This window comes from Mucilaginibacter ginsenosidivorax, assembly GCF_007971525.1.
Taxonomy (GTDB): Bacteria; Bacteroidota; Bacteroidia; order Sphingobacteriales; family Sphingobacteriaceae; genus Mucilaginibacter; species Mucilaginibacter ginsenosidivorax.
This window is the reverse complement of the sequence record NZ_CP042437.1, coordinates 4,788,474-4,812,842: the sequence shown is the minus strand read 5'-3', so window position 1 is coordinate 4,812,842 and position 24,369 is coordinate 4,788,474. Positions and strand designations below refer to the sequence as shown.

21 protein-coding genes are annotated in these 24,369 nt (G+C 42.7%); 13 read left to right on the top strand and 8 right to left on the bottom strand.

Features of this window, described 5'->3' with window-relative positions; all coding sequences use genetic code 11:
- Positions 1-63: 63 nt before the first annotated feature.
- The 9 genes from FSB76_RS20135 to FSB76_RS20095 all read left to right on the top strand — a co-directional run bounded on the left by FSB76_RS20135 (position 64) and on the right by FSB76_RS20095 (position 7,820).
- The gene (locus FSB76_RS20135) at positions 64-528 is read left to right on the top strand and encodes a T9SS type A sorting domain-containing protein (protein WP_158642943.1); all 465 of its coding nucleotides are present in this window, start codon (positions 64-66) and stop codon (positions 526-528) included.
- Positions 529-684: 156 nt separating this feature from the next.
- Positions 685-1,296 (top strand): fumarylacetoacetate hydrolase family protein, encoded by a 612-nt coding sequence (locus FSB76_RS20130; RefSeq protein WP_147056484.1) that lies wholly within the window; start codon positions 685-687, stop codon positions 1,294-1,296.
- Positions 1,297-1,495: 199 nt separating this feature from the next.
- Entirely contained in the window at positions 1,496-3,217 is a 1,722-nt protein-coding gene (locus FSB76_RS20125) for a M23 family metallopeptidase (RefSeq protein ID WP_147056482.1), read from the top strand.
- Positions 3,218-3,230: 13 nt separating this feature from the next.
- The gene (gene bcp, locus FSB76_RS20120; protein WP_147056480.1) at positions 3,231-3,692 is read left to right on the top strand and encodes a thioredoxin-dependent thiol peroxidase; all 462 of its coding nucleotides are present in this window, start codon (positions 3,231-3,233) and stop codon (positions 3,690-3,692) included.
- A 56-nt stretch (positions 3,693-3,748) separates the two neighbouring features.
- Positions 3,749-4,594, top strand: a complete 846-nt coding sequence (locus FSB76_RS20115) for a transketolase (RefSeq protein ID WP_147056478.1) — start codon at positions 3,749-3,751, stop codon at positions 4,592-4,594.
- Positions 4,595-4,765: 171 nt separating this feature from the next.
- Entirely contained in the window at positions 4,766-5,731 is a 966-nt protein-coding gene (locus tag FSB76_RS20110) for a transketolase family protein (protein WP_147056476.1), read from the top strand.
- Positions 5,732-5,758: 27 nt separating this feature from the next.
- Positions 5,759-6,313 carry an RNA polymerase sigma factor gene (locus tag FSB76_RS20105; RefSeq protein WP_147056474.1) on the top strand — a complete coding sequence of 185 codons (555 nt, stop codon included), beginning with the start codon at positions 5,759-5,761 and terminating at the stop codon, positions 6,311-6,313.
- Positions 6,314-6,374: 61 nt separating this feature from the next.
- On the top strand, positions 6,375-7,328 hold the full coding sequence (locus tag FSB76_RS20100; protein ID WP_147056471.1) for a hypothetical protein: 954 nt from the start codon (positions 6,375-6,377) through the stop codon (positions 7,326-7,328).
- A gap of 12 nt (positions 7,329-7,340) precedes the next feature.
- The gene (locus FSB76_RS20095; protein ID WP_147056469.1) at positions 7,341-7,820 is read left to right on the top strand and encodes a hypothetical protein; all 480 of its coding nucleotides are present in this window, start codon (positions 7,341-7,343) and stop codon (positions 7,818-7,820) included.
- A 185-nt stretch (positions 7,821-8,005) separates the two neighbouring features.
- Here the strand turns inward: FSB76_RS20095 and FSB76_RS20090 are convergent, their stop codons facing one another.
- The 3 genes from FSB76_RS20090 to FSB76_RS20080 form a co-directional block, all read right to left on the bottom strand.
- Complete coding sequence (locus FSB76_RS20090; protein WP_147056466.1) at positions 8,006-8,572, bottom strand: L-threonylcarbamoyladenylate synthase; 567 nt, start codon at positions 8,570-8,572, stop codon at positions 8,006-8,008.
- On the bottom strand, positions 8,565-9,692 hold the full coding sequence (locus tag FSB76_RS20085; protein WP_147056464.1) for a glycosyltransferase family 4 protein: 1,128 nt from the start codon (positions 9,690-9,692) through the stop codon (positions 8,565-8,567). The genes FSB76_RS20090 and FSB76_RS20085 overlap by 8 nt, the downstream gene beginning before the upstream one ends.
- 80 nt (positions 9,693-9,772) lie before the next feature.
- Positions 9,773-10,588: a 2,3,4,5-tetrahydropyridine-2,6-dicarboxylate N-succinyltransferase gene (locus tag FSB76_RS20080; RefSeq protein ID WP_090651304.1), complete on the bottom strand. Its 816-nt coding sequence runs from the start codon at positions 10,586-10,588 to the stop codon at positions 9,773-9,775.
- A 265-nt stretch (positions 10,589-10,853) separates the two neighbouring features.
- On the opposite strand from FSB76_RS20080, the gene FSB76_RS20075 reads away from it, so the two are divergent.
- The 3 genes from FSB76_RS20075 (at position 10,854) to FSB76_RS20065 (ending at position 12,580) form a co-directional block, all read left to right on the top strand.
- Entirely contained in the window at positions 10,854-11,063 is a 210-nt protein-coding gene (locus FSB76_RS20075; RefSeq protein WP_147056462.1) for a hypothetical protein, read from the top strand.
- A 73-nt stretch (positions 11,064-11,136) separates the two neighbouring features.
- Positions 11,137-12,078 (top strand): ADP-ribosylglycohydrolase family protein, encoded by a 942-nt coding sequence (locus tag FSB76_RS20070; protein ID WP_147056460.1) that lies wholly within the window; start codon positions 11,137-11,139, stop codon positions 12,076-12,078.
- Between the two features lie 94 nt (positions 12,079-12,172).
- Positions 12,173-12,580, top strand: coding sequence for an RNA-binding S4 domain-containing protein (locus FSB76_RS20065; RefSeq protein ID WP_147056458.1), 408 nt, complete (start codon positions 12,173-12,175; stop codon positions 12,578-12,580).
- Between the two features lie 126 nt (positions 12,581-12,706).
- Here FSB76_RS20065 and FSB76_RS20060 read toward each other — a convergent pair whose 3' ends face one another.
- Both FSB76_RS20060 and FSB76_RS20055 read right to left on the bottom strand, forming a co-directional pair.
- On the bottom strand, positions 12,707-13,186 hold the full coding sequence (locus FSB76_RS20060) for a nucleoside deaminase (RefSeq protein ID WP_147056456.1): 480 nt from the start codon (positions 13,184-13,186) through the stop codon (positions 12,707-12,709).
- 128 nt (positions 13,187-13,314) lie between these two features.
- On the bottom strand, positions 13,315-13,911 hold the full coding sequence (locus tag FSB76_RS20055) for an OmpH family outer membrane protein (protein ID WP_147056454.1): 597 nt from the start codon (positions 13,909-13,911) through the stop codon (positions 13,315-13,317).
- A gap of 269 nt (positions 13,912-14,180) precedes the next feature.
- Here FSB76_RS20055 and gyrB point away from each other — a divergent pair, with 269 nt between their 5' ends.
- Positions 14,181-16,139, top strand: coding sequence for a DNA topoisomerase (ATP-hydrolyzing) subunit B (gyrB, locus tag FSB76_RS20050; protein ID WP_147056453.1), 1,959 nt, complete (start codon positions 14,181-14,183; stop codon positions 16,137-16,139).
- A gap of 55 nt (positions 16,140-16,194) precedes the next feature.
- On the opposite strand, the gene FSB76_RS20045 is transcribed toward gyrB, so the two are convergent.
- The 3 genes from FSB76_RS20045 to FSB76_RS20035 all read right to left on the bottom strand — a co-directional run bounded on the left by FSB76_RS20045 (position 16,195) and on the right by FSB76_RS20035 (position 24,248).
- Positions 16,195-16,635: an aspartyl protease family protein gene (locus FSB76_RS20045; protein WP_147056447.1), complete on the bottom strand. Its 441-nt coding sequence runs from the start codon at positions 16,633-16,635 to the stop codon at positions 16,195-16,197.
- Positions 16,636-16,777: 142 nt separating this feature from the next.
- Positions 16,778-19,063 carry a translocation and assembly module lipoprotein TamL gene (gene tamL, locus FSB76_RS20040; protein ID WP_147056445.1) on the bottom strand — a complete coding sequence of 762 codons (2,286 nt, stop codon included), beginning with the start codon at positions 19,061-19,063 and terminating at the stop codon, positions 16,778-16,780.
- Between the two features lie 4 nt (positions 19,064-19,067).
- Positions 19,068-24,248 (bottom strand): translocation/assembly module TamB domain-containing protein, encoded by a 5,181-nt coding sequence (locus tag FSB76_RS20035; protein WP_147056443.1) that lies wholly within the window; start codon positions 24,246-24,248, stop codon positions 19,068-19,070.
- Positions 24,249-24,369 lie beyond the last annotated feature (121 nt).

Sequence of the window (24,369 nt, the reverse complement as noted above, 5' to 3'; positions counted from 1 at the left end):
AAAATTACTTACCCTTTTACTTACACATATGCATGGTCCGTATTAATTGCGATGGCAATTTTTATGAATTTTGCATTTGCCAAAGGGATTACGTCTCATCAAAAAGCCTATGTTAACAAATTAAAAAGCGACACGGTTTATCACGTAACTAAAACTAAAGGCGGTAAACCTTCCTATTTAAAAAACGGCCTTCACCTGGCATTGCCACCTCTGAAACCCGCGGTAACATCAACGGCAAAAGTAAATGTATCGCGGCCCGACGATAAATTGTTAAATGATGTGCAGTTATACCCCAACCCGGTAACCGATCAGCTTAACCTTAAATACACCATTAGCCGTAATACCAATGTTACCGTTAAAATAATGGATGTTTTGGGCAACGATATTACTACCGTATTTAACCAGCGCGTTGAAGGCGGCGACCATAATATAAACTACCAAATTAATAATAAGCTTACCCGGGGCTTTTATTTTGTACGTGTAGTAGCCGGCACCGAATCGGTTATCAAACGTATCTCTGTTTTATAGTCATTAGTCATTAGTCATTAGTCATTAGTCATTAGTCATTAGTCATTAGTGGCAATTCGCAATGGGGATATTTGTTTTAACATAATTCCCACTCACCACTCACCACTCACCACTCAGCCTTTTTTTTTACCTTTGGCATTTAAGCATATCGTTTATATGAAGATTATTGCCATAGGCCGCAACTATGCCGAACATGCCAAAGAGTTAAATAACCCGGTGCCAACTGTCCCGGTTATTTTCATGAAGCCCGACACCGCACTTTTAAAAGATAACAAGCCTTTTTACCATCCCGATTTTTCGGAAGATATTCATCACGAGATTGAACTGGTGCTCAAGGTGAGTAAAGAAGGCAAGCACATTGGCGAGAAATTTGCCGCCGGTTATTATGACGAAATAGGCCTGGGAGTTGATTTTACCGCCCGCGATATCCAGTCCCGTCATAAAGAAAAAGGCTTGCCATGGGAACTGGCCAAGGCTTTTGATGGTTCGGCGCCAATCAGCAACTTTGTGCCCAAGGCTACTTTTGCCGATATCTACAATATCAATTTCAAGCTGGATATCAATGGCGAAACCCGGCAGCAGGGCAATACTAATATGCTGCTTTTCAGCTTCGAGAGTATTATCGCCTTTGTATCCCGCTATATAACCCTAAAAAAAGGCGACCTGATATTTACCGGCACACCTGCAGGCGTAGGTCGGGTAAAAGTTGGCGACAGGCTGGAAGGATATATCGGGGATGAAAAAATGCTGGATTTTTGGGTAAAGTAAAAAATGCGCCTGTTGTTGTTGTTGTTGTTGTTGTTGTTGTTGTGTAGAGACGCATAATTGCGTCTCCCGCATGCAAATCACTCATGCAAATTAACCACACAAGGCTGCCAAATCCGCCCGTCAGGCGGGAGACGCAATTATGCGTCTCTACATTACGAAAAAACAATAATATTGAATTAAAAATATTCCGCTACCAAGCATGGTTAAAAAAACAATCGTCCTCCTCTCCATAGTATTTTCAGGTATCTATGCAAACTTATTAGCGCAAACGTCCAACATACAAAGCAGGCCATATCCGCAAAATTATTTCCGCTATCCACTTGACTTGTTGCCGCATACTACCGCCGGTTCTTTTGGCGAATTACGGCCGGCGCACTTCCACTCCGGACTCGATTTTAAAACCAACCAGCGTACAGGTTACCCGGTTTACGCGGTAAATGATGGCTACATCTCCAGGGTGCGGGTTCAATTTGGCGGCTTTGGCAGGGCTATTTATATTACGCACCCTAATGGTTATACTACAGTTTATGGTCACCTGCAAGCGTTTACGCCTGCTGTTGCAGCGTTGGTAAAAGCTTACCAGTATGAACACCAAACCTTCGAAGCCGATTTTAAATTGGGGCCTGCGCAGGTTACCGTTTGCAAAAACGATGTGGTGGCCATATCAGGCAACGCGGGTGCCTCTGCCGGGCCGCATGTGCATTTCGAGATCAGGGATACACAAACTGAAGAAACCATTAACCCGCAATTGTTTGGTTTGACTATTCCCGACCAGGTGCCGCCTACCATTACCTCCATCGGCATTTATCACCTTAATGGCAACCCTTTCAGCGAAAAAACACCGCGCGAGTTTATGGGCGTTGCCGGGGCTGCGGGCAATTATCATTTGACCAAACCACAGGTATTGCATTTAAGCGGCAACGTGGGCTTCGGCATCAACACTACCGATATGAACAGCACATCGGCCAACCATAACGGCATCTACTCGCTGGAGTTGAAGCTGGATGGACAAACCGTGTACACCTTCGCGGCAGAGCGTTTCGCGTTTGATCAAACACACGCCATTAATGCTTATATCGATTATCCATCATACACGCTGGAACGACGCTGGATGCAAAAATGCTTTATTATGCCGGGCAGCCATATCTCGTTGTACCCGCAATCGGTAAACCGGGGCATCATCACCTTTAATGATAATGCACTGCACGAAGTTGAATACGTTGTTAAAGATGTAGCCGGCAATACATCAACCTTAACATTAAAAGTACAGGCAAGCCCGTTTAATGCAGCGGCCAATAAAATAGCCGGCACTTTATTCCACTTCGATAAAAAGAGCGAGTTTAGTACCGATAAAGTAAAGGTTACCGTGATGCCCGGAAATTTGTATGACGATCTGGACTTTATTTATTCTATGTCTCCAAAACCAATAGGAGGTTATTCATCCTTACATCATATTCATAACCGCCTTACCCCAATACACGAAAATTATGAACTTTGGATAAAACCCGAAGTTGATTTGGGCAAGTATGCCGATAAGGCCGTTATTGTAAGCACAACCATGGGCTGCGTAGGCGGCTACTACCAGGATGGCTGGGTAAAAAGCCAAACCAGCACTTTTGGCGATTATTTTATTAAACTGGATACCGTGCCACCGGTTATTCACCCGCTTAATATAAAGGATGGCAGTAATATGAAAGCCGCCCGCAGCATCAGTTTCAGGATGAGTGATAACCTTTCGGGTATTAAAACCTACACCGGAACCATTGATAATAAGTGGGTTTTAATGGAATTGGATTATAAAACTAAAATTCTAAGTTATACCTTTAGCGGCGATATTACGCCGGGTAAGCATACCTTTAAACTGGTGCTCGTAGATAACAAAAACAACTTTGCAGATTTTACCGCAAATTTTTACAGATAATACCTCAAAAACTATGTCAACATTAAAAGAAGGCGATAAAGCCCCCGACTTTACAGCAAAAGATCAAAACGGAAAAACCGTTTCTTTATCTGACTATAAGGGTAAAAATGTGATCTTATATTTCTATCCCAAAGACGATACCCCTGGTTGTACTGCAGAATCATGCGATTTCAGGGATAACTACCAATCGTTACTAAGCAAAGGTTACGAAGTAATTGGCGTAAGCACCGACGACGAAAAATCGCATAAAAAATTCGAAACCAAATATAGCCTGCCTTTTACGCTTATAGCCGACGAAGAAAAATCTATTGTAGAGGCCTACGGCGTTTGGGTGGAGAAGAATATGTATGGCAAGCAATACATGGGTACCGCCCGCACTACCTTCATTATTGACGGCGATGGCACTATTAGCCACGTTATCAGCAAGGTAGATACCAAGAACTCATCACAACAAATACTCGACTTAGTAAAATAAGTGTTAAAAGAACAATAATTATTTTTACTTTAGCCGTTCAGTTTCCTAAATTAATAATGAAATCAACAATTCAAGACTTAGAAAAAACCGCGTCGCAAATCAGGCGCGACATTGTACGTATGGTACATGGTTGTCAATCGGGCCACCCTGGTGGATCATTAGGTTGCACAGATTTTTTTACCGCCCTTTATTTCGAGGCGATGAACCACGATCCTAAATTCAACATGGATGGTATTGGCGAAGACCTTTTCTTTTTATCAAACGGCCATATTTCGCCGGTGTTTTACAGCACCCTGGCACACGCCGGCTATTATGATAAAGCAGAACTGGCAACTTTCCGTAAGCTAAATACCCGCTTACAGGGCCACCCCACTACGCATGAGCATTTACCGGGAGTGCGCATTGCATCCGGTTCATTAGGCCAGGGCTTATCTGTTGCTATTGGCGCTGCCTTGGCTAAGAAACTGAATGGCGATAAATCATTAGTATACACTTTACACGGTGATGGCGAGTTACAGGAAGGCCAAATTTGGGAAGCAGCCATGTTTGCACCGCACAACAAGGTTGATAATTTAATTTCGACTATTGATGTTAACGGCCAGCAAATTGATGGGCCAACCAATCTGGTATTGTCCCTTGGCGATTTGCATGCCAAATGGGTAGCTTTTGGATGGGATGTTTTGGAGATGAAAGGTAATGATATGGCCGATGTTGTTAAAACATTGGAGTTGGCTAAAAGCCGCACAGGCCAGGGCAAACCTATTATGATATTGATGCACACCGAAATGGGTTACGGCGTTGATTTTATGGTTGGCAGCCACAAATGGCATGGTGTTGCCCCTAACGACGAGCAGCTTAAATTGGCATTGGCACAGTTAGAAGAAACTTTGGGCGACTATTAGGCTGAGCATGTTATTTAGGTTGTAAGTGGGACGTTTTACGTTCTACGTCTTCCAGGAAAATAACAGATCAACTAATACTAATTATCATAAAACGCAAAACATACCACGTACAACGTAACACGTCCGACGTACAACGTATTACGTACCACGTAAAACCATATCTCAACAGAAATGAAAAAGTATACTTATACAGATAAAAAAGATACCCGCTCGGGCTTTGGCGCCGGGCTGCTGGAAGCCGGCAGAAAAAACGACCAGGTGGTTGCCCTTTGCGCCGACCTTATTGGATCGTTAAAAATGAATGATTTTATTAAAGAATTTCCTGAGCGCTTTGTACAGGTTGGTATTGCCGAAGCAAACATGATGTGTATTGCCGCAGGGATGACCATTGGTGGTAAAATACCTTTTACAGGTACCTTTGCTAACTTTTCAACCGGCAGGGTTTTTGATCAAATTCGCCAGTCAATAGCCTACTCAAACAAGAACGTTAAAGTTTGCGCGTCGCACGCTGGTTTAACTTTGGGCGAAGATGGTGCAACCCACCAGATATTGGAGGATATAGGCATGATGAAAATGCTGCCCGGAATGACCGTAATTAACCCTTGCGATTATAACCAAACCAAAGCAGCTACCATGGCTATTGCCGAATATGAAGGCCCGGTTTACCTGCGTTTTGGCCGCCCGGTTGTTCCTATTTTTACAGATCCCGACCAAAAATTCGAGATCGGTAAAGCGTGGATGGTAAATGAAGGCGCAGATGTTAGTATATTTGCCACTGGTCACCTGGTTTGGGAAGCTATTTTAGCAGGCGAAAAACTTGCAGAAGAAGGTATTGATGCCGAGATTATTAACATCCACACCATCAAACCTTTGGATGCCGAAGCTGTATTAAAATCGGTAGCTAAAACAGGTTGCGTGGTAACTGCCGAAGAACATAACCGCCTTGGAGGTTTGGGTGATAGCATAGCGCAATTGCTGGCTGTTAACAATCCTACCCCGCAGGAATTTGTAGCTGTGAACGATAGCTTTGGCGAAAGCGGCACACCTGAGCAACTGATGACCAAATACGGTTTAGATGCAGAACATATTGTGCTGGCCGTTAAAAAGGTTATCGAAAGAAAAAACAAAAATGCTTAATTAGCATTTAACTATAAAAATTATAAAATGTCGGTGCAGGTAGAAGATTCAGAGATTTTAAGCAAATTCCAGGACGAGCGGACGCGTAACGAAGCGTTTAACCTGTTGCTTAAAAAATACCAGCAAAAAATTTACTGGCACGTAAGGCGTATGGTTATTGACCATGACGATGCAGACGACCTTACCCAGGATGTTTTTGTAAAAGTTTGGAAAAATCTGCTGGGCTTCAGAAATGATGCGCAGCTGTATACCTGGATGTACCGCATAGCATCCAACGAATGCATTACTTTTTTGAATAAGAAAAAACTTAAAAATAATGTTTCGTTGGATGATGTTGCTTATGAACTTGCCGATACACTGGCCGATTCAAGCTATTTTAATGGCGATGCGGCACAGCGTAAATTGCAGGAGGCATTGCTTACCCTGCCAGAAAAACAAAAGCTTGTATTCAATATGAAATATTATGAGGATATGAAGTATGAAGAAATTTCGGCAGTATTGGGTACAAGTGTAGGTGCTTTAAAAGCCTCTTTTCACCTGGCAGTCAAGAAGATAGAGGCGTATTTAATCTCAAAAGATTAAATTCAGAATTAATTCAGAATTACGTTAAACCTTTTAGCACTTTGTTCATCTATAGTTATGTATGAAAAGCGATATGGACAATAGGGAATGGCTGGATGACTATAAGTCACTAAAGCAGGTTGGCGCAAACAACCCGTTTTTAGTGCCTGCTGGCTATTTCGACGAATTAGCGCAGCATATAACATCACGCATCAGGCTGGAAGAGCTTAAAAGCTCATCAGAAGGGTTTACTATTCCTGAAAATTACTTTGAACAATTAAACAGCAACATACAAAGCCGCATTAATATCCAGGCAGCTTTAGGTACTGAAGAGACCGGTTTTACTACGCCCGAAAATTTTTTTGACGAACAAGCCAGCCAAATCCAAAGCAGGATTGCCATTGAGCAATACGTGAATAATGACGCTGAGAGTTTTAGCGTTCCCGAAAATTATTTCGAGGAACTGGATAATAACATCCAAAGCAGGGTGGCTATCGAAGAATACTTAGATGGCCAGGATGAAGGTTTTTCGATACCTGAAAATTATTTTGACGAGTTAAGCAGTAATATCCAAAGCCGCATAGCGGTTGAGGAGTTAATGAATAATGACGCCGAAACTTTTACAGTGCCGGCAAATTATTTTGAGCAGCTAAGCCAAAACATTTTAAATAAAACAGTTAACGAGGTTATAACCGTTGAGGTTGAAGAAACCGACAATGTTATCAGCTTTAAACAGGCTGTTGATAAACGTAGTATTGTGCGCAAGATGCTTGCATCCGGTACATTCAGATATGCTACTGCTGCATGTTTCGCGGTGTTGATAAGCATTACTGTTTTGCTTAAAGGTAATTCTGTACCAGATCATAACCACTCGTTTTTACATGAGCAGGTGTCGTCTGTACCGGTAGATGAAATAAAAAGTTACCTGGAATTGCACAGCGACGCGAGCGATACCCGCACGTTAATAGATGCCAATCAGAAAAGTAATAGTTCTAACGTGGACGAGAATCTGTCGGATTATATAGATGCTAATTAATGAGGAGTTTTAATGGTTAAATTGATCAGGCATATTTTTACGGTACTTTTTTTTGTAGCAATGGGCTACCAATTGCACGCGCAGGAACAATTGGTACCTGCCGGAAGGGTTGCCCCTAATACAAAGCTTAAAAAAGGAACGGGTGCCAAGCTTGAGGCGGCCCGTAATAACTATATTAGCAGGCAGCTTGACCTAAGTGACGCCGAAGGCCGCAAGTTTTGGCCGTTATATCGTTCTTATCAGCAGGAATTAACAGCCGTACGCATCCTGAAGCGCCTAAATAACTCCAAAGCGGCATCAAACGGTACCGAACAAATAGATAAAGAGATTTATTACGAAAGCCAGCTGGTGGCCATCCGCAAGCGTTACAGAGACGCCTTTGCTAAAATTCTTCCTCCCGAAAAAGTGAGTATGCTTTACAAAAGCGAACAGGAATTTAATGATGAGCTGATTAAACGCCTAAGCGAAAGCAGCGAAAGAGCGGGGAATTAAGGTAGATTCCATGCTTCGTCGCCCGTCATTGCGAGGCACGAAGCAATCCCCGATATGCTTAGTAGGCCTGAAAGTTGGCAATAAAAGGTTCGTAAATTGTCCTAAAGAGATTGCTTCGTACCTCGCAATGACGGGATTTTGTCCAATTCTACTGTCTTAATTCTTGACTCTCAATTCTTACCTCTTTACCTGCGTATAAACTCAAAACTCCCGTCAGGTGCCAGCTTCATGATTGTTGATGGATTGCGGATTTCTTTACTGTGCTGTTCCAGGTCAACTACATAGTCAACCCCATCGATGATTTCCTGGTCAATTTGCGAAAAATATTGAGGCGATGGCTTACCGCTGATGTTGGCCGATGTAGAAACCAGGGGCTTGCGCAGCCGCTGTATTAATTGTTTGCAAAATTCATGATTGCTTACGCGGATAGCTACGCTTCCATCAGCGGCTATTACCGCTGGCGACAGGTTTTTTGCGCCAGGCATTACCAGCGTCAACGGATTTTCGGCATACTCAATCAGGTCATACGCTAAAGGGTTTACTTCCTGTACGTAGCTTTCCAGCTTATTTTCGGTATCAACCAATATTACCATACTTTTAGCTTCATCACGCTGTTTAAGGCGAAATATTTTTTTGATAGCTTCAGTATTGGTGGCGTCACAACCTATGCCCCAAATAGTATCTGTTGGATACAGGATAATGCCTCCATCCTGTAATACTTTAAATGCGTTGGCAACTTCGTCTCTAAGCATTGTTCAATATATTAGTGTATAGCTGCTGCAACTGCAGCGCCAGTTTATCATCGTTAAAGTTGGCGGCATGCTCAATGCCCCGGTTAATCATTGTTTGCCTTAAAATATCATCCCCAAGGATCTGGTTCACCTCTTTAGCCAAACCAACCGCGTCATCAGGGTCAACATACCGGCTACCCGGCCCGCCGGCCTCTTCCAGGCATGATCCTGTGGCGGCTATAACCGGAACACCGGAATTTAAAGCCTCCAATATCGGAATACCAAAACCTTCGTACCTTGAAGGATATATGAAAACCGATGCCAATTGATAAATGGCCGGCAAATCATCAAACCTCACATTGTTTAAAAATGTAACCCTGTGGGTTAAATTATTGGCAGCCAGATAAGCGGTAACCTCATCAATGTATTTGGTTGTTTTACCCACTACAACCAAGGGCAAGCTGTTATCAATATCTTGTAGCGCTTTGGCTATTAGTAAAAGGTTTTTACGCTCTTCAATAGTACCTACGCTAAGCAAGTACTTATCAGGCAAATTATATTTTAATTTTACCGCGGCTTTTTGCGCTGCAGTTTGCGCCACATCAAATGCTACATCGCAGCCCTGGTAAATCACCGCTATTTTGTCCGGTTCAATTTGCAGCAATTCAATAAGATCATCTTTTGTTTTTTGGCTTATAGCAATAATTTTATCGGCCACCCGGCAGGCATGTTTCAATTTAGCACGATAGATATAGCAATTGAACCATCCAAATTGCTTTGGAAACCGCATGAATATAAGGTCATGAACAGTAACTACCGATGGGATGCCGCTTTGCCTTATGCCTGCGGGTAGTTCATGACTAAGCCCGTGGTATAGTTCGATGCTATCGCGCTTTAAATCATTTACAATACCCTTGCTGCGCCACCAGGAGATAAATAACTTACTTGCCGGAGTTACAGTATGAATATTGGTAAAATGAGCAAGAAAGCCAAGCCGGGGATTAGTTTTCGCCTTCGGCGTATATAAAATGCAGGAATTTTCGGTGTGAAAATAAGCTACCGTTTTAATAAGCCAGCGGCTGTAATTACCCAGCCCTGTGTTATTAAAAAAAACGCGCTTGGCATCATATCCTATTTTCATGTTGTACGTTTTACGTTGTACGTTTTACGTTTACATGCATTCAAAAACACGTATAACGTAAAACGTATAACTTACAACTTTTAAACCGCTACGTTATTTTCTCTCAGCGCGTCGTTCAGGGAAGTTTTTTTATCAGTCGACTCCTTTCGGGTGCCGATAATGAGTGCGCAGGGAACCTGGTAATCGCCGGCAGGAAATTTTTTGGTATAAGAACCAGGTATAACTACCGAACGGGCCGGCACACGGCCTTTATATTCAACCGGGGTTGATTGGGTTACATCTATAATTTTGGTTGAGGCAGTTAAAACAACATTAGCACCCAAAACGGCTTCATGCTCAACATGCACACCTTCTACTACAATGGCTCTTGACCCCAGGAAACAGTTATCTTCAATAATAACCGGGGCAGCCTGCAGCGGCTCCAACACTCCGCCAATACCTACACCACCACTCAGGTGTACGTGCTTGCCAATTTGAGCACATGAGCCTACCGTAGCCCATGTATCAACCATGGTACCTTCGTCAACATAAGCGCCAATGTTTACATACGATGGCATCATGATAACACCTTTTGCAAGATATGCGCCATAACGGGCAATACCATGCGGAACTACACGAACACCATTTGCTTTATAATCGGTTTTCAAATCCATTTTATCATGAAAAACAAACGGACCAACTTTAATTTCTTTCATGCTTCGGGTAGGAAAATAAAGGATAACAGCCTTCTTTATCCACTCGTTCACATGCCAGCGGGTACCAATCATTTCGGCCACACGAATCTCACCTTTATCCAACCGTTCAACAACTGTTTCAATAGCGGTAATGTATTCGTTATAATTCAACAGATTCCTGTCTTCCCAGGCATCTTCAATCATTTTTTTAAGATCTTGCATCGGTAAAATTAACTTTTGGCAAATAAAAGGATTTTTAAGGAAAAATACAGGATTAGCTCTAATAACTTGTTGCCACATTGCTTTTGAACAGGGCAATGAAGCTATTTTGCCAATTAAAAAATAAACCTTAAGGCAAAATTGAGCCAACAATTTTACCAAAGGATAAATACGCTGATTTTTAATGACATAAGTTATATAATTATGATAAATTACATTATTATTGTTTTACAAAACACTAATTTACCAACCTAATCTCTCCCTGACTATGAGTACTATGGCCATTTTTTGCATCGCTTTGTTGGCAATCTCTTCGATATTGATTGCCGGGATCGTGTTTTTTAGCTTTTTAAAGTGGATTAAAAAAACCTATTATCCAACCTGGAAGTTTCCCGATTACATCAGCGTTGGTTATGCAGAATACCTGTACCACAAATTCATAAAAAAAGACCTGGAGGCCTGGCAAAACAACCAATAGTATTATTGGTTGGATTGTTTAATTTTGCCCAGGTGCCGGCCAAAACTATTATCACCGGAACCTGTGTAAATTAATGTCGCATCACCGCAATTTTTGTAAAGATATACTGTTTGGCGTTGCTGTTGGCGACGCCGTAGGTGTTCCTGCTGAGTTTAAATCACGAGAGGAAATTGCAAAAAAACCGGTTACAGACATGGTTGGCTTTGGTACTCATGACCAATTGCCGGGTACATGGTCTGACGATAGCTCACTTACCTTTTGCCTTGCCGAATCGTTAACCAATGGCTACAATATCCATGATATTGCCAACAATTTTGTAAGATGGCGTTGCGACAATTTTTGGACGGCACGGGGCGAAGTTTTTGATGTAGGTATAACTACACACGAGGCTATTGAAAGAATTGTAAGGGGCGTGCAACCTAACCTGGCGGGTGGATTTGATTCATGGTCGAACGGAAATGGTTCGTTGATGCGGATTTTACCACTATTGGTTTACACTAAGGATTTACCAATAACGGAGCGGTTTGCTGTAACCAAAGATGTATCCTCCATTACCCATGGCCATATCCGGTCGGTAGTTGCCTGTTTTTACTACCTGGAATTTGCGGGCAAACTACTAAGTGGTAGAGATTTGCGGGTTATTTACGATGAAGTAAAACAAGAAGTAACAGCTTTTCTGGATACAACGAGCATTAATAAAGATGAGATAAAACTATTTGACCGCCTTTTGGCCGGCAATATTTATGAATTAGCGGCAAGCGAAATAAGTAGCAGCGGCTATGTATTACATACACTGGAGGCAAGTATCTGGTGCCTTTTAACCACAACAACGTATAAAGAAGCCGTACTTAAAGCCGTAAATTTGGGGCTTGATACCGATACAACCGGTGCTGTAACCGGCGGACTGGCCGCTCTATACTATAGTTTTGAAACTATACCTGAAGATTGGGTGCTTAGGCTTGCTTTGGAAAAAGATATAAACGATTTAGCAGCCAGGCTTGCTAAAATATTGTAATATTAAGTCATAAGTCAAAAGCTAAATTTTTTTTTGACTTAGAACTTAAGACTTTGGGCTAAAGACTATCCATAGTTGCATAATTGAATAAACAATGGCCGAAAAAGAAAAATTAAGAATTGATAAATACTTGTGGGCTATCCGCATTTTTAAAACCCGTACACTGGCATCTGATGCCTGCAAAGCCGGGCGTGTAAAGCTTGACAGCAAAAATATAAAACCGTCATACGAAGTAAAAATTGGCGATACCTACCAGGTATCAAAGGGCCCCGACCGGAAGATTATCCGTGTTACCGGCTTACTGGAGAACAGGGTTGATGCAAAAAAGGCAGTTGATTATTACCTCGACATAACCCCGGTTGAACAAACCCAGGCCTTCAAATCCATGTTCCACGCCCCTATCCTTAAGCGCGACAGAGGCACAGGCCGCCCCACTAAACTCGACCGCAGGGAAATAGACGATTTAAAAGATAATTTTTTTGAGAAAGATGAGGACGAGTAATTTGAAGATTTGAGAATTTGAAGATTTGAAAATGAAAAAGACAATTTGAGGATTTGAAAATAAAATACCTTAAAAACCTACTGGTGGAGATTAATCGCACAAGCATTTTCAAATTCTCAAATTAAATCAATATTTCGTCTTATTCTCTTCTGCTTCCCACAGCTTAAAGGCAGCTATTGCCTCATCGCGCAGCAATTGAACAAAGGGTAACTTTCTATCAGCCATGGGGCTTGCAAGTTCATCGTATATATCATGGTCATCAAACCCAATTGCCGCAGCATCGGCTTTGGTGTTGGCATAGTAAACCTTATCAATACGGGCCCAATATATGGCGCCAAGGCACATGGGGCAAGGTTCGCAACTGGTATAAATTTCGCAACCGGAAAGATCATAAGTGCCTAACTCCTGGCAGGCCAGGCGGATAACCGATACCTCGGCATGCGCCGTCGGATCATTTGTAGGAACAACCCGGTTGGCACTACGGGCCAGGATCATGCCATCTTTTGTTATAACGGCGCCAAAAGGGCCACCCATCCCCTGCTTTACATTATACTCGGATAGCTCAATTGCTATCCGCATGAATTTTTCATGTGCCGTGTTTTCCATAGTCCTCTAAATTAAAAAACCTCAGCCGAAGTTGAGGTCTTATTTAAAATTTGAGAATTCTGCAATTTGAGAATTTGAAGATGTTTTTCATTTTCAAATCTTCAAATTCTCAAATTTTCAAATCTATTTTATTTTTTCTCTTTCGCGTAAGCGTCGTTAAGTCTTTTGATCACATCAGCAGTTACATCTAAAGATGGATCGCCATATAATACGGTTGGGTTTGCTTTTGAGTATAACAACACCAATTTGTAACCTTTTTCTTTAGCGTAAGCTTTAGCAAAATCAGCAATCTTATCGTATTGTTTGCTTGCTTCGGTAGCCTGCGCATTTTGGAACTCGGCAGTAGCATTTTGCTGATAGCCTTGCAACTCCTGTTGCTTGCGTTGTAAACGTTGCTCAGTAGCCTGGCGTTGGTCGGCAGGCAATGTTGCTGCACTTTTTTGGTACTCGGCAACTTCACGCTGAAAAGCCTGTCCTTTGTTTTGCAAATCGCCTTGTGAGGCTTTGCCTTTTTCTTCCAGGCGTTTGTTCATATCCTTCGTGTACTCATATTTACTTAGTAAGGTATCTGAGTTGATATAAACAATTGCATCCTTACCATCGCTTACGGTAGTAGCGCCTGAAGCTGGTTTATCGGCAGTTTTATTTTGGTTACAGGCGGCAATGCTACCTGCAATTAATATCCCGAAGGCAAATTTTGTTAAAGTTGAAACAGTAGTTTTCATTATCTCACGTAAAATTTAAAAAAGTTTGACAAAGATAAACTTTCGTTGCAAGTATCCTAATGTATTGTTATTTGAAAATTTGAAGATTTGAGGATTTGAAAATCAATTACGTTTAGCGCTTCACCGCTTGAAAATTCAGGTTCAAAAATCAATTTTCAAATCTTCAAATCCTCAAATCTTCAAATTCCCCACACCTTGCTTTTTATCCACAATCATTCGTCATTGCCATCAAAAATTCGTACTTTTGAAGGTTGTTGTACTAAATAAATATGAGCGAAGAAAATCAGGACAAATCCAATTATTCAGCAGATAATATACAGGTATTAGAAGGTTTAGAGGCGGTACGTAAGCGTCCGTCCATGTACATTGGTGATACAGGCGTTAAAGGTTTGCACCATTTGGTATATGAGGTTGTTGATAACTCTATCGACGAAGCCCTTGCCGGCCACTGCGACACAATTAAGGTTTTTATATTAAAAGATAACTCGATAAGGGTTGAAGATAATGGTCGCGGTATCCCAACCGCTATGCACACTAAAGAGAAAAAATCGGCTTTAGAGGTGGTAATGACCGTATTACACGCCGGTGGTAAATTTGATAAGGATACTTACAAGGTGTCCGGCGGTTTGCACGGTGTGGGGGTTAGTTGCGTTAATGCGTTATCTATTCACCTTACCGCTTTAGTTTACCGTGAAGGTAAAGTGTGGACACAGGAATACTCTGAAGGTAAACCTTTGTTTGATGTAAAAACCATTGGCGACACGGAAAAAAGGGGTACTACCATTATATTTAAACCGGACGCTACCATTTTTACCCTTACAACCGAGTATAAATATGATACACTTGCCGGCCGCCTGCGCGAACTTTCATTCCTGAATAAAGGCATCCGCCTTAGTTTAACCGACGAGCGTATCCCTAATGAGGATGGATCATTCCCTACCGAAGAGTTTTACTCTGAAGGTGGTTTACGCGAGTTTGTTAAGTTTTTAGATGGCACACGCCAGTCTATCATTCCCGAGCCTATCTATTTGGATGGTGTAAAGAATGGTATCCCTGTTGAGCTTGCCTTTCAGTATAACGATACCTATTCCGAGAATGTATTCTCGTACGTAAATAATATAAACACCATTGAAGGTGGTACACACGTAGCTGGTTTCCGCAGGGGCTTAACCCGTACTCTGAAAGCATATGCCGATAAATCGGGATTGTTGAAAAACATGAAGATGGAAATTACCGGTGATGACTTCCGCGAGGGATTAACCGCTGTAATTTCTGTTAAAGTACAGGAGCCGCAGTTTGAAGGCCAAACCAAAACCAAATTGGGTAACAACGAGGTGATGGGTGCCGTTGATATGGCAGTAGGCGAAATATTGGGCAACTTCCTGGAAGAAAACCCGAAAGAGGCCAAACTGATTGTAAACAAAGTAATACTTGCTGCTACAGCCCGTGCCGCAGCCCGTAAGGCCCGCGAACTGGTACAGCGTAAGAGCGTAATGACCGGGTCCGGCCTGCCAGGCAAATTATCTGATTGTGCCAATAACGATCCATCATTGTGCGAGCTGTATCTTGTAGAGGGTGACTCGGCGGGTGGTACCGCCAAACAAGGCCGCGACCGCGAATACCAGGCTATTTTACCATTACGTGGTAAAATCCTGAACGTGGAGAAAGCCATGGAGCACAAAATTTACGAAAACGAAGAGATCAAGAACATGTTTACCGGCCTTGGTGTAAGCCGCGGTACACCTGATGATGATAAGGCGCTTAATTTAACCAAGTTACGTTACCACAAAATCATCATCATGACGGATGCCGACGTGGATGGATCGCACATTACCACGCTGATCCTTACGTTCTTCTTCCGTTACATGAAAGAATTGGTTGAAGCCGGTTATGTTTACATCGCTTCGCCACCATTGTACCAGGTAAAAAAAGGCAAAGAGTTTGAGTACTGCTGGAATGATGTACAGCGCGACGCCGCGATACAACGCCTTAAAGGTGCGGGTAAAGAAGATAGTGTACACGTACAACGTTACAAAGGTTTGGGCGAGATGAACGATATCCAGCTTTGGGATACCACCATGAACCCGGCCACACGTACCCTAAAACGCGCCACCATTGAAAACGCAGCAGAGTGCGACCACACCTTCAGCATGCTGATGGGTGATGAAGTAGCCCCCCGCCGCGAGTTTATTGAGCGCAACGCTAAATATGCTAAGATAGATACATAGGAAGATGTGCAGATTTGTATATTACAGATATGTAGATACTATTTAAAGATAATGATCAGCCTCGCTTAACGCGGGGCTTTTTCAGTTTAATAAGCTGTTTACCATAATCAATCACCACTCTATATTTCATCAATATATCGCCGCCTAAAACACCCAATACCTGTGGATGCCCCATTTGGCCATAGGCTATGTTGATGGTGGATAAGTCCAGTACAGCAACTTCAAAATCATCAACCAATACACTACCTATTTGCATGCCGCTGATTAAAGCAGTGAACGACTGCATGGTATTGGTGCCTAAGCCTGTTGACAGTTTGTCGCTTTCAGATATAAAAGTTGCCTCACTTGCTTCGGCCAGCATGGTTTGGTCAAAAGCGGTTTTTGACGCCCCGGTATCTAACACCATAATAAATGCTTTGCCAAACAGTATCACCTCAATTAACGGATGGTAGCCATCGTCATGCAGGTCGATGATCTGGAGTGGAATAGATGTCATGGGCAATTATTGAATTACTGAATTATTGATTTATTGAATGTGCAAGTTACAAGTTATAAAATAGCTTTTTTCAGCACCGATAAAAATGGCGCTCTTGCAAACTTGCCTAACTCACTAATTCAGTAAATCAATAATTCAATAATTAAAAAGGATATCCTATTGCCAGGTTAAATACGCTCCTGTGCCAGTCAAGGTTCCACTGGGGCTCGCCAGGGCGAACGTAAGGTGTTCGCAGCGGTACACCCAAATCGGTACGCAGCACCAGCACTGTGATATCAAAACGCAAGCCGAAACCCACATCAACAGCAATGTCATTTATAAACTTTTTGCCGAATGCTGCCCCGGGCTGGCCGCCATTTGAATTAAGCAGCCAGATATTACCGGCATCGGCAAATAACGCACCGCGAACAATACTGAATAGTTTTGGACGGTACTCGATGTTGGCTTCCAGTTTAATATCGCCAGATTCGTCGGGCAGGAAATTACCCTGCGCCACGCTTGCAGTTGGGTTAAAGTGACCCGGACCAATTGACCTGGCCTGGAACCCCCGCAAACTATTGGGGCCACCTATGAAAAACTGCTGGCTGTACGGTAACTGGGTTGAGTTACCATAAGGTAAACCAACCCCCAAAATAACCCGCGATGCAATCGAACTATTGGGCGCCGTTTTATGAAAATACCGAATTTCGTTTTCAAACTTTACGTACTGGTTAAAAGTGGCTCCAAACAACTTACGTACTTTGCCTGCGGTGGTATCGGCACCGGTAACCAGCCCGTATAAATTGTTTGATAAGCTTACCTTTCCGTTATAGTACATGGTATTGGTGCGATAGTCGTCTGTAGTATTGGTATATGTATAACTATAGCTCGGCCCCAATATCAATTGCTTATCTATAACATGTTTTAAGGCCGGATTTGGCAATACGCCGGGATGCTTTATCCCGCTCACGCTATCAAGGTATAACTGCGAAACGCTCAAGGGATTTACAAATGTAAAATTCACTACATTCAGTTCGTGCGTTCGGTGAGCGTTCTCTTTCCAGTTGTATCCAAATGTGGCGTTGTATGAATTTAGGTTGTAAAGCTTTTGCCGGTTAACAATTGTGTAACCCAGCGTTAAGTTGGTATGTGGTATATAAGCATTATCGGCCCTGGGCTCTATAGGGCTTATAAACCGTGGCCACGACAGCGTGCTTTGAATACCAAACTGGTATACATTAAAACCATTATTGCCGCCGCCAACCTGAACATCGGTACTACCAAAAAGCGTAACACCCAAAGCCTCGGCCCCCATAAAAGCATTCCGGTGTTTCCAGCTCAGGTTTACCTGTGTACCTGTATAGTTGGCCGATGTGGTGCGGCCCAAAATTTCAAATTGTAACGATTTGCGTTTATAGGGCGTTAAAAAATAATACACATCCAGCTTAGGCGAATCGGGGGTTACATCTTCAAATCTATTCTTTACAAACTTATAAGGCCCCAGGTTTACAAACCTGTTTAAGGAGTTATTATGAACAGTGCGGCTGTAAACATCATTGGGGTGCAGTAATACCGTATTGGCAAATGCAAAACTGCTAATGGTTTTTCTGCGTTCCACTATATTATACCAGCGGTAATGTTTCGATTTATCCATCATCATGGCTGTATCCGTTAATGAATAGTTAGGATAAACATAAATATTACGGATAGTATAAATTTCCTGGGCGCGTTCGGCTATGTCGTTTTTAACTCTCACAAAAATATCCACCTGGTGCCCGGCTATTGTACTATCAACCTTCATGATCAGATCTTCGGGCGCAAAAAAGTAAAAGCCCTCCTCCTTTAATTTAGCATCTATGCGTATCCGCTCGGTTTTGATTACATCAAGGTTATACTTATCGCCAGCCTTTAACAGGCTTTTGGCAGCCGAACCAGCAACCGCAGTATCAATACTTTCGGTTCCTTTGGGGAACACCACTTTCCTGATCCGGTATCCCGGCCCCGCTTGTACGGTATAAACTGCCTTGGCTGTTTTCCCTTTACTAACCGTATCTCCGGCAACCTGTGCCTGAAAATAACTTACGTTTTGCAGCCTGTTTTGTAGTATACCGGCATTTTTTCCCACATCAACCGAGCTTATCAATACCGGTGGCTCGCCAAACTTAGTGTTTAGCCAATGTGCCAAACCTTTTGTTTTTTTTGTTTTGGTGATATTATAGATATACAATTTAACCCTCAAACCTAAAATAGAGCCGTTTGGATAAGGCCTTAGCAACGATGTGAGATCGGTGGTAAGCATGCTTGCCTCCCCTTTTTTTAACGAATCCTTATCTGCAATCTTTACCTCCCCTCCTGTATACAATTTTTGACCAGGCGCAAGGTATTTGGTATTACTGCAGGCATTCAGCAACACGGCGAGTATCAATAAATATCTTAAATTTTTAATCATGTACTTAGTGTGTAATAGTGCTATCTGCTTTGGCTTTATCTTCGGCGGCTTTATTAGCAGCATCCTTTTCCTTATCTTTTTCTTTTTGCTCTTGCTTGTATTTACGGCGCATCTCTTTTTCTTCTTCGGTACGTTTCCTGAATATCTCCCGGAAGCGGTTATAATCAACCGTAAGGGTAAAGCCTAAACCCGTTTCAATAACCTGCCCCTGTATAACTATAAACTCATCCTTGCGGTAAGCGCGTAAGCTGTAACGCCCATCCTTACTTAATTTGTAACCAACAGATACATCTCCGGCTATATTGGTGGCCTTTTGGCCTTGCTGCGCGCCTTCCAGGTTAAAGTTGTTGCCAACAGTTACTGTTAGCCTATCGTTCAGGAACCGTTTAGATAGCCCCACATTCAGGTCCGTTCGGTTTGTGGCTGTGCCGGATGAATAATCCTCGCCGGATGTTAATCCGAAGTTGAGATCGACACCCTCAATGAGGTTGCCGGCCAGTTTATTCAGCTGATCTGATAGTAAGCTACTTACACTGCTGCGGATGGCACCTTCAACGCCACCGCTGCCGCCCTGGCTTTGTAAAGGATTATCGCCTATAAAATGGCCCAATATCAATACACCCAACACCTGTTTGTTTAGCTCATTAGGATCCTGCCTAACCTGGGTAAGGCGTGTATTCACGTTATTGATCACATCTGACGATACGGTATATGTGCTATCGGGCAATACAATATCAAAGCTGATATCGGGTGTTAACAATTGGTTTTTAAGATTAAGGTTTACATTAAATGGCAGCTTTTGCTTATACATGGTTGCGTTATCCGAACCGGACAGCTGATTTTCGACCAGGTCGATAGGTGGCACATTGGCCACATATACGGCGGTCAAATCTATATTAGCACTGGTCGGGTCGCCTGTCCAAACAATAGTACTGCCTTTTTTAAATAGGAAAGTTCGTTTCACGGTAGCATAAGCCAGGTTGTATGATCCCGAATTAACCACATATGTACCTGTTAAGTTTGTTTTACCACTTGGGTCTATGCCTCCGTTCAGGTTAGCCTCGCCCTTTAAGTGCACCACATCGCCGTTGCGTTCGTCTACTACAATGGTAAAGGCAGCTTCTTTGCTTACCACAATATTCGCCGATAAATCGAGTCCTTTAACATTGGTTTTTTTAAGTGAATCCAATTGCCTGGCCAATAATATCGAATCGAGTTTCGGCGCGTTTTGGTCAATGAACTCTACCACCCCTTTTCTGTCTTCGATGCCTGGATCATTAGTGGGCAATACAAAAGTCATGTCGGTTTTATCGTTCACGGTAAGGCTTGCATCAACCACGGGCTTATCCATGTTACCCCGCACTTTTATCCTGGTATCAATATAAAGCTTGCCATAAAACAGCTTATTATCGGCCTGGGTGGAATTTACCGCCCTGAAATTTTTGGCGTTGATATCCATACCGAACGCAAAATCGGTATAGGTTTTGGTGTACACACTCCCGGTGATTATGGCCTTATTACCTGTAGAATCAACCAGCGTAAAATCGTTAAAGCGGATACCCTGGTCATTAAATGTAATACTCTCCTGCGGCATGGTGAAATACGAGTTGAGCATTGATACATTAAACCCAACTTTATTGAAGCTTACATCGCCCCTGATAGCAGGTGCCGTTGTGGTACCGGATATTTTTAACTGGCCCGTAATGTTACCCGATGCATTGCGGATGCTGCCAAATGCAAAGCCTTCGATACTTTTCATATTCAGGCTCACGATGTTCAGGTTAAGATCAAACTTGCTTGCGGGGTTGGTGTAGTAAATACCATCCAACTTAACCTGGTTGCCTTTGCCGGTAATATCAACTGTTGCTGCATACGCATCGGCCGTTTGGTTATTTACTTTTAAAGCAATGTTCCCTACGGTATCCCCTTTAAAATTAAAATCGTTAATGTTAATTGCCGCCGTAAATACTGGTGACGCCTGGAAGTTACTAACCTCTGCGTCGCCGTTAATAACACCGCCTACCTGCAGACTATCCTGTTTGGCCATTTTGGCAAGGCCTTCTATTTTAAAGTTGCTGAACTTAACATCAAGCGGCGCGTTAAACTCCTGTGTTTTACTGTTAATGCTTAATACCTGGTTGCTGTTGCTAATGGTAAAGTTATGTGCCAGCACTCCTTTAGGTCCATATTGTAAAAAGTTATCGGCATTAACAGCCCATGGCATATAATCTAATAAAAGCCCGTCGGGGTTAAAGCTAAACTGGTATTCATCTGGCAAAATACTAAATGTGCCGGCTACCCGGAAACGCTCTTTTTTTGCAGCATCCCTTACTTGTAAGCTAACGCCCAGTTTATTGTTTTGCGCGCTACCAGATATGCTGGTATACAACAGATCAACCGATGAGCCAACTTTCACCTCATCTACAGACAGATTATAATTAAGCGCATTGTTACCCGTATTTATCTTCAGGCTTCCCTTGTTTACGGTATTGGTACCGTAAACCACTTTGGGTATCCATCCGTTTACAACCAATTCGCCACTTTCGCTATTAAAGCTTCCTTTTAACAATACCGGGTCAAGCGTTTTTAAATCGGGCGCAAACTGGGTGAGTAAGGGAGTTTTAACCAGCTTAGCATCAAACACAAATTGCTGCGGCGAATATTTGGCGGCTACGACGGGTTTAACTTTGCCGGTTTTAACCGTTTTACCCTTTGCGTCCTTTTTGGTAATGGCCACCTGCTGCCCGCCCGCAATGGCGGTGTTAAAGTATTTATTAATTACGTCCTGCACGGCATCGCTAACCTGGGTAAGCTTGTATTTACCGGCCATATGAGCGCTCATAACCGGCGTTTTTAAACGCAGCGTGCTGCTATCCGCATTAGCTGTCGAGATGAGGCTTATGGTATCTAATCTTATCCGTTGGGTTCCATTAACCACCAACAAATCTGTCGCCTTAACATCGGCGTTCAGGTAATCAGGATCTGCGGTCGGCACATCAGCCACTATCTTGCCATGAAACCGCATTTCGCCGGCAGTAAAATTAAGTTTTTTGAGGTTGATGCTATCAACGGTTAAAATGCCCGAAGCCGAAGGATATTTTTTATTCAGATTGGCTTTGGCATCCAGGCTAAAATCAATATTAGGGTCTTTCATCCGGACAACCGCGGTGTAAGCGCCGTTGTGCGAACTACCTTTTAATGCCAGGTTTTTATAGGTATAACCTTTTACGTACGCATTGGCCAGGTTACCATCAAATTTAATATTAGCCGTTTTGGGCTCGAGGCCATAACCATCTACATTGGCGGTTAACGTAATTTTACCTACGGTTTGTGGTTGTTTGGTAAGCGCGCCTACGTTTAGCTCGTTAACTTTAATATTGGCCTTATAACTCGCTTTTTGCTTGTTTTGTAAATTTTTTACCGATGCAATAACATCCGCTGCACCAAGGCTTGATCTGAGGCCAAGCCTTGTGTTAAAAGTATACATGCCACCTTTAAAGTTCCCCTTAAGGTTCATGTTTTCGGGGATGGTTACATTTGCCGGGATGCTGCCTGCGGGCGCCAGCCTGGCAATATCCGCGCGGCTGGTGTTAAAATCGTTTATGGTAACATCAAAATAGGCTTTGTTGATATCGGGCAGGCCCTTTAGCTTTGCCGATGCCTTAATGCGGGTGCTGCTCAGGCCCGCAATATCCAGGCTGGGGATATCCAGGTTATTTACCTGCCCCCTCACTTTGCCGTTTATCTTAAATACGGCGCCCGGCGATGATTTAAATGGTTCCATAGCAGCCATTGTTGGCATCAGCAATAACACGTCTTTTAACCCCAGTCGACTGCCGTTCAAATCGGCATTGATACCTAACGAGCCAACGTTTTTACTGATAGCAGCAATAGAAGGGTACCGCACCTGAACCGACTTTTGCAACGTAGTTTGTGGTGTTTCCAATAACAAGTCGTTCATGTAAGCATTGGTTGGCCCATAAAAGAATGCTGTATGGAATTTATTGATCTTCAATCCGCTTTTTTCGGCGAAAGAAAAATCATTTATTTTACCAGAGATAGTATCCGATGTATAGGCCATATTCTCCGCTTCAACATTCAGGTCGCGAATGTCCATGTGGGCATAATCAAGGCCTTTGGCAATAGCCTTTTGGGCGTTGTTATCAAACTTAACATTATTGTTATTTAAGCTGATTTTACCCAGCGTAACGGCCCAGCGCGATGATTGCGGAGCAGCCACAAGGGTATCCAGCTTTTTGGCGGTTTTAACAATGGCTTTTGCTACCGTTTGAGGTTTGGCAAAGCTTAAGGCCGCTTTGGTATCATTCAGCTCGATATCTTTAATGCCCACCTTTTGGTGTTTCAGGTCTATCTTATCCATATTAACCAACAGCTTGTTGAGGTTAATATTGGCCGTCATTTCGCTGCTTTGATAATCAACCTTTATTTTAGACAGATCTATCTGCCCTAAATTCAAATCCAGGTTCATAGGCGTTACGGCAGTATCTACCTTGGCCGCCTGCGCTATTGATGATCCGGCCGGGGTTTGAATGATACGCGCATTTACGCCCGACAACGTGATTTTGGGTATGGTAAATTTCATTTTATCCATATCAAAATCCTTAATTCTGGTATCAAAATGGCCAAGCAGGAATTTTACATCGTTGCCCGTAGTTACATCCTTGTATTTAACATTGATCCTATCCAGGTTTACCTTGTCGATAGAAAACTTCATGGTAGAGGTTGTGTCGGTAGGCTTCACCTCTTTTTTCTGTTCGCCTGCAAAGGCTTTAATTATATAATCAAAGTTAAAAACACTATCGGCACCTCTGCTTATGTTAGCAGTTATGCCCTGCAGGTTAATTTCATTAACTTCTACCTGGTTGTGCAGCAGCTTCAGCATGCTGATATCTACCTTCAGTTTTTCGCCGGCTATCAGGGTGTCTTTCTTTTGGTCTTCAAAGTATACGTCTTCCAACACCAGGAGCTTGGGCAGGCCAAGGCTAATGTGGCCTATTTTAACTTTAGTGTGTATTTTGTTTTGTAAAAAAGTTACCGCCTTATTTTTAGCAAAATTTTGCACAGCAGGCACCTGTATCAAAATAACTACAAGGATAACCAGTAAAACTACACTCACCAGTATCCAAAGTATTGTTTTGAGGGTTATTCGTAATATTTTTTTCAATTGTATTAATTTTTCAAAGGTGAAGATCGATGTGCTTAATATAGTCAAATAATGTGCTAAAGTACCAGCCCCGCCCCCTCTAAATCTCCCCCAGTAGGGGAGACTTTTAAAATATGTGTTA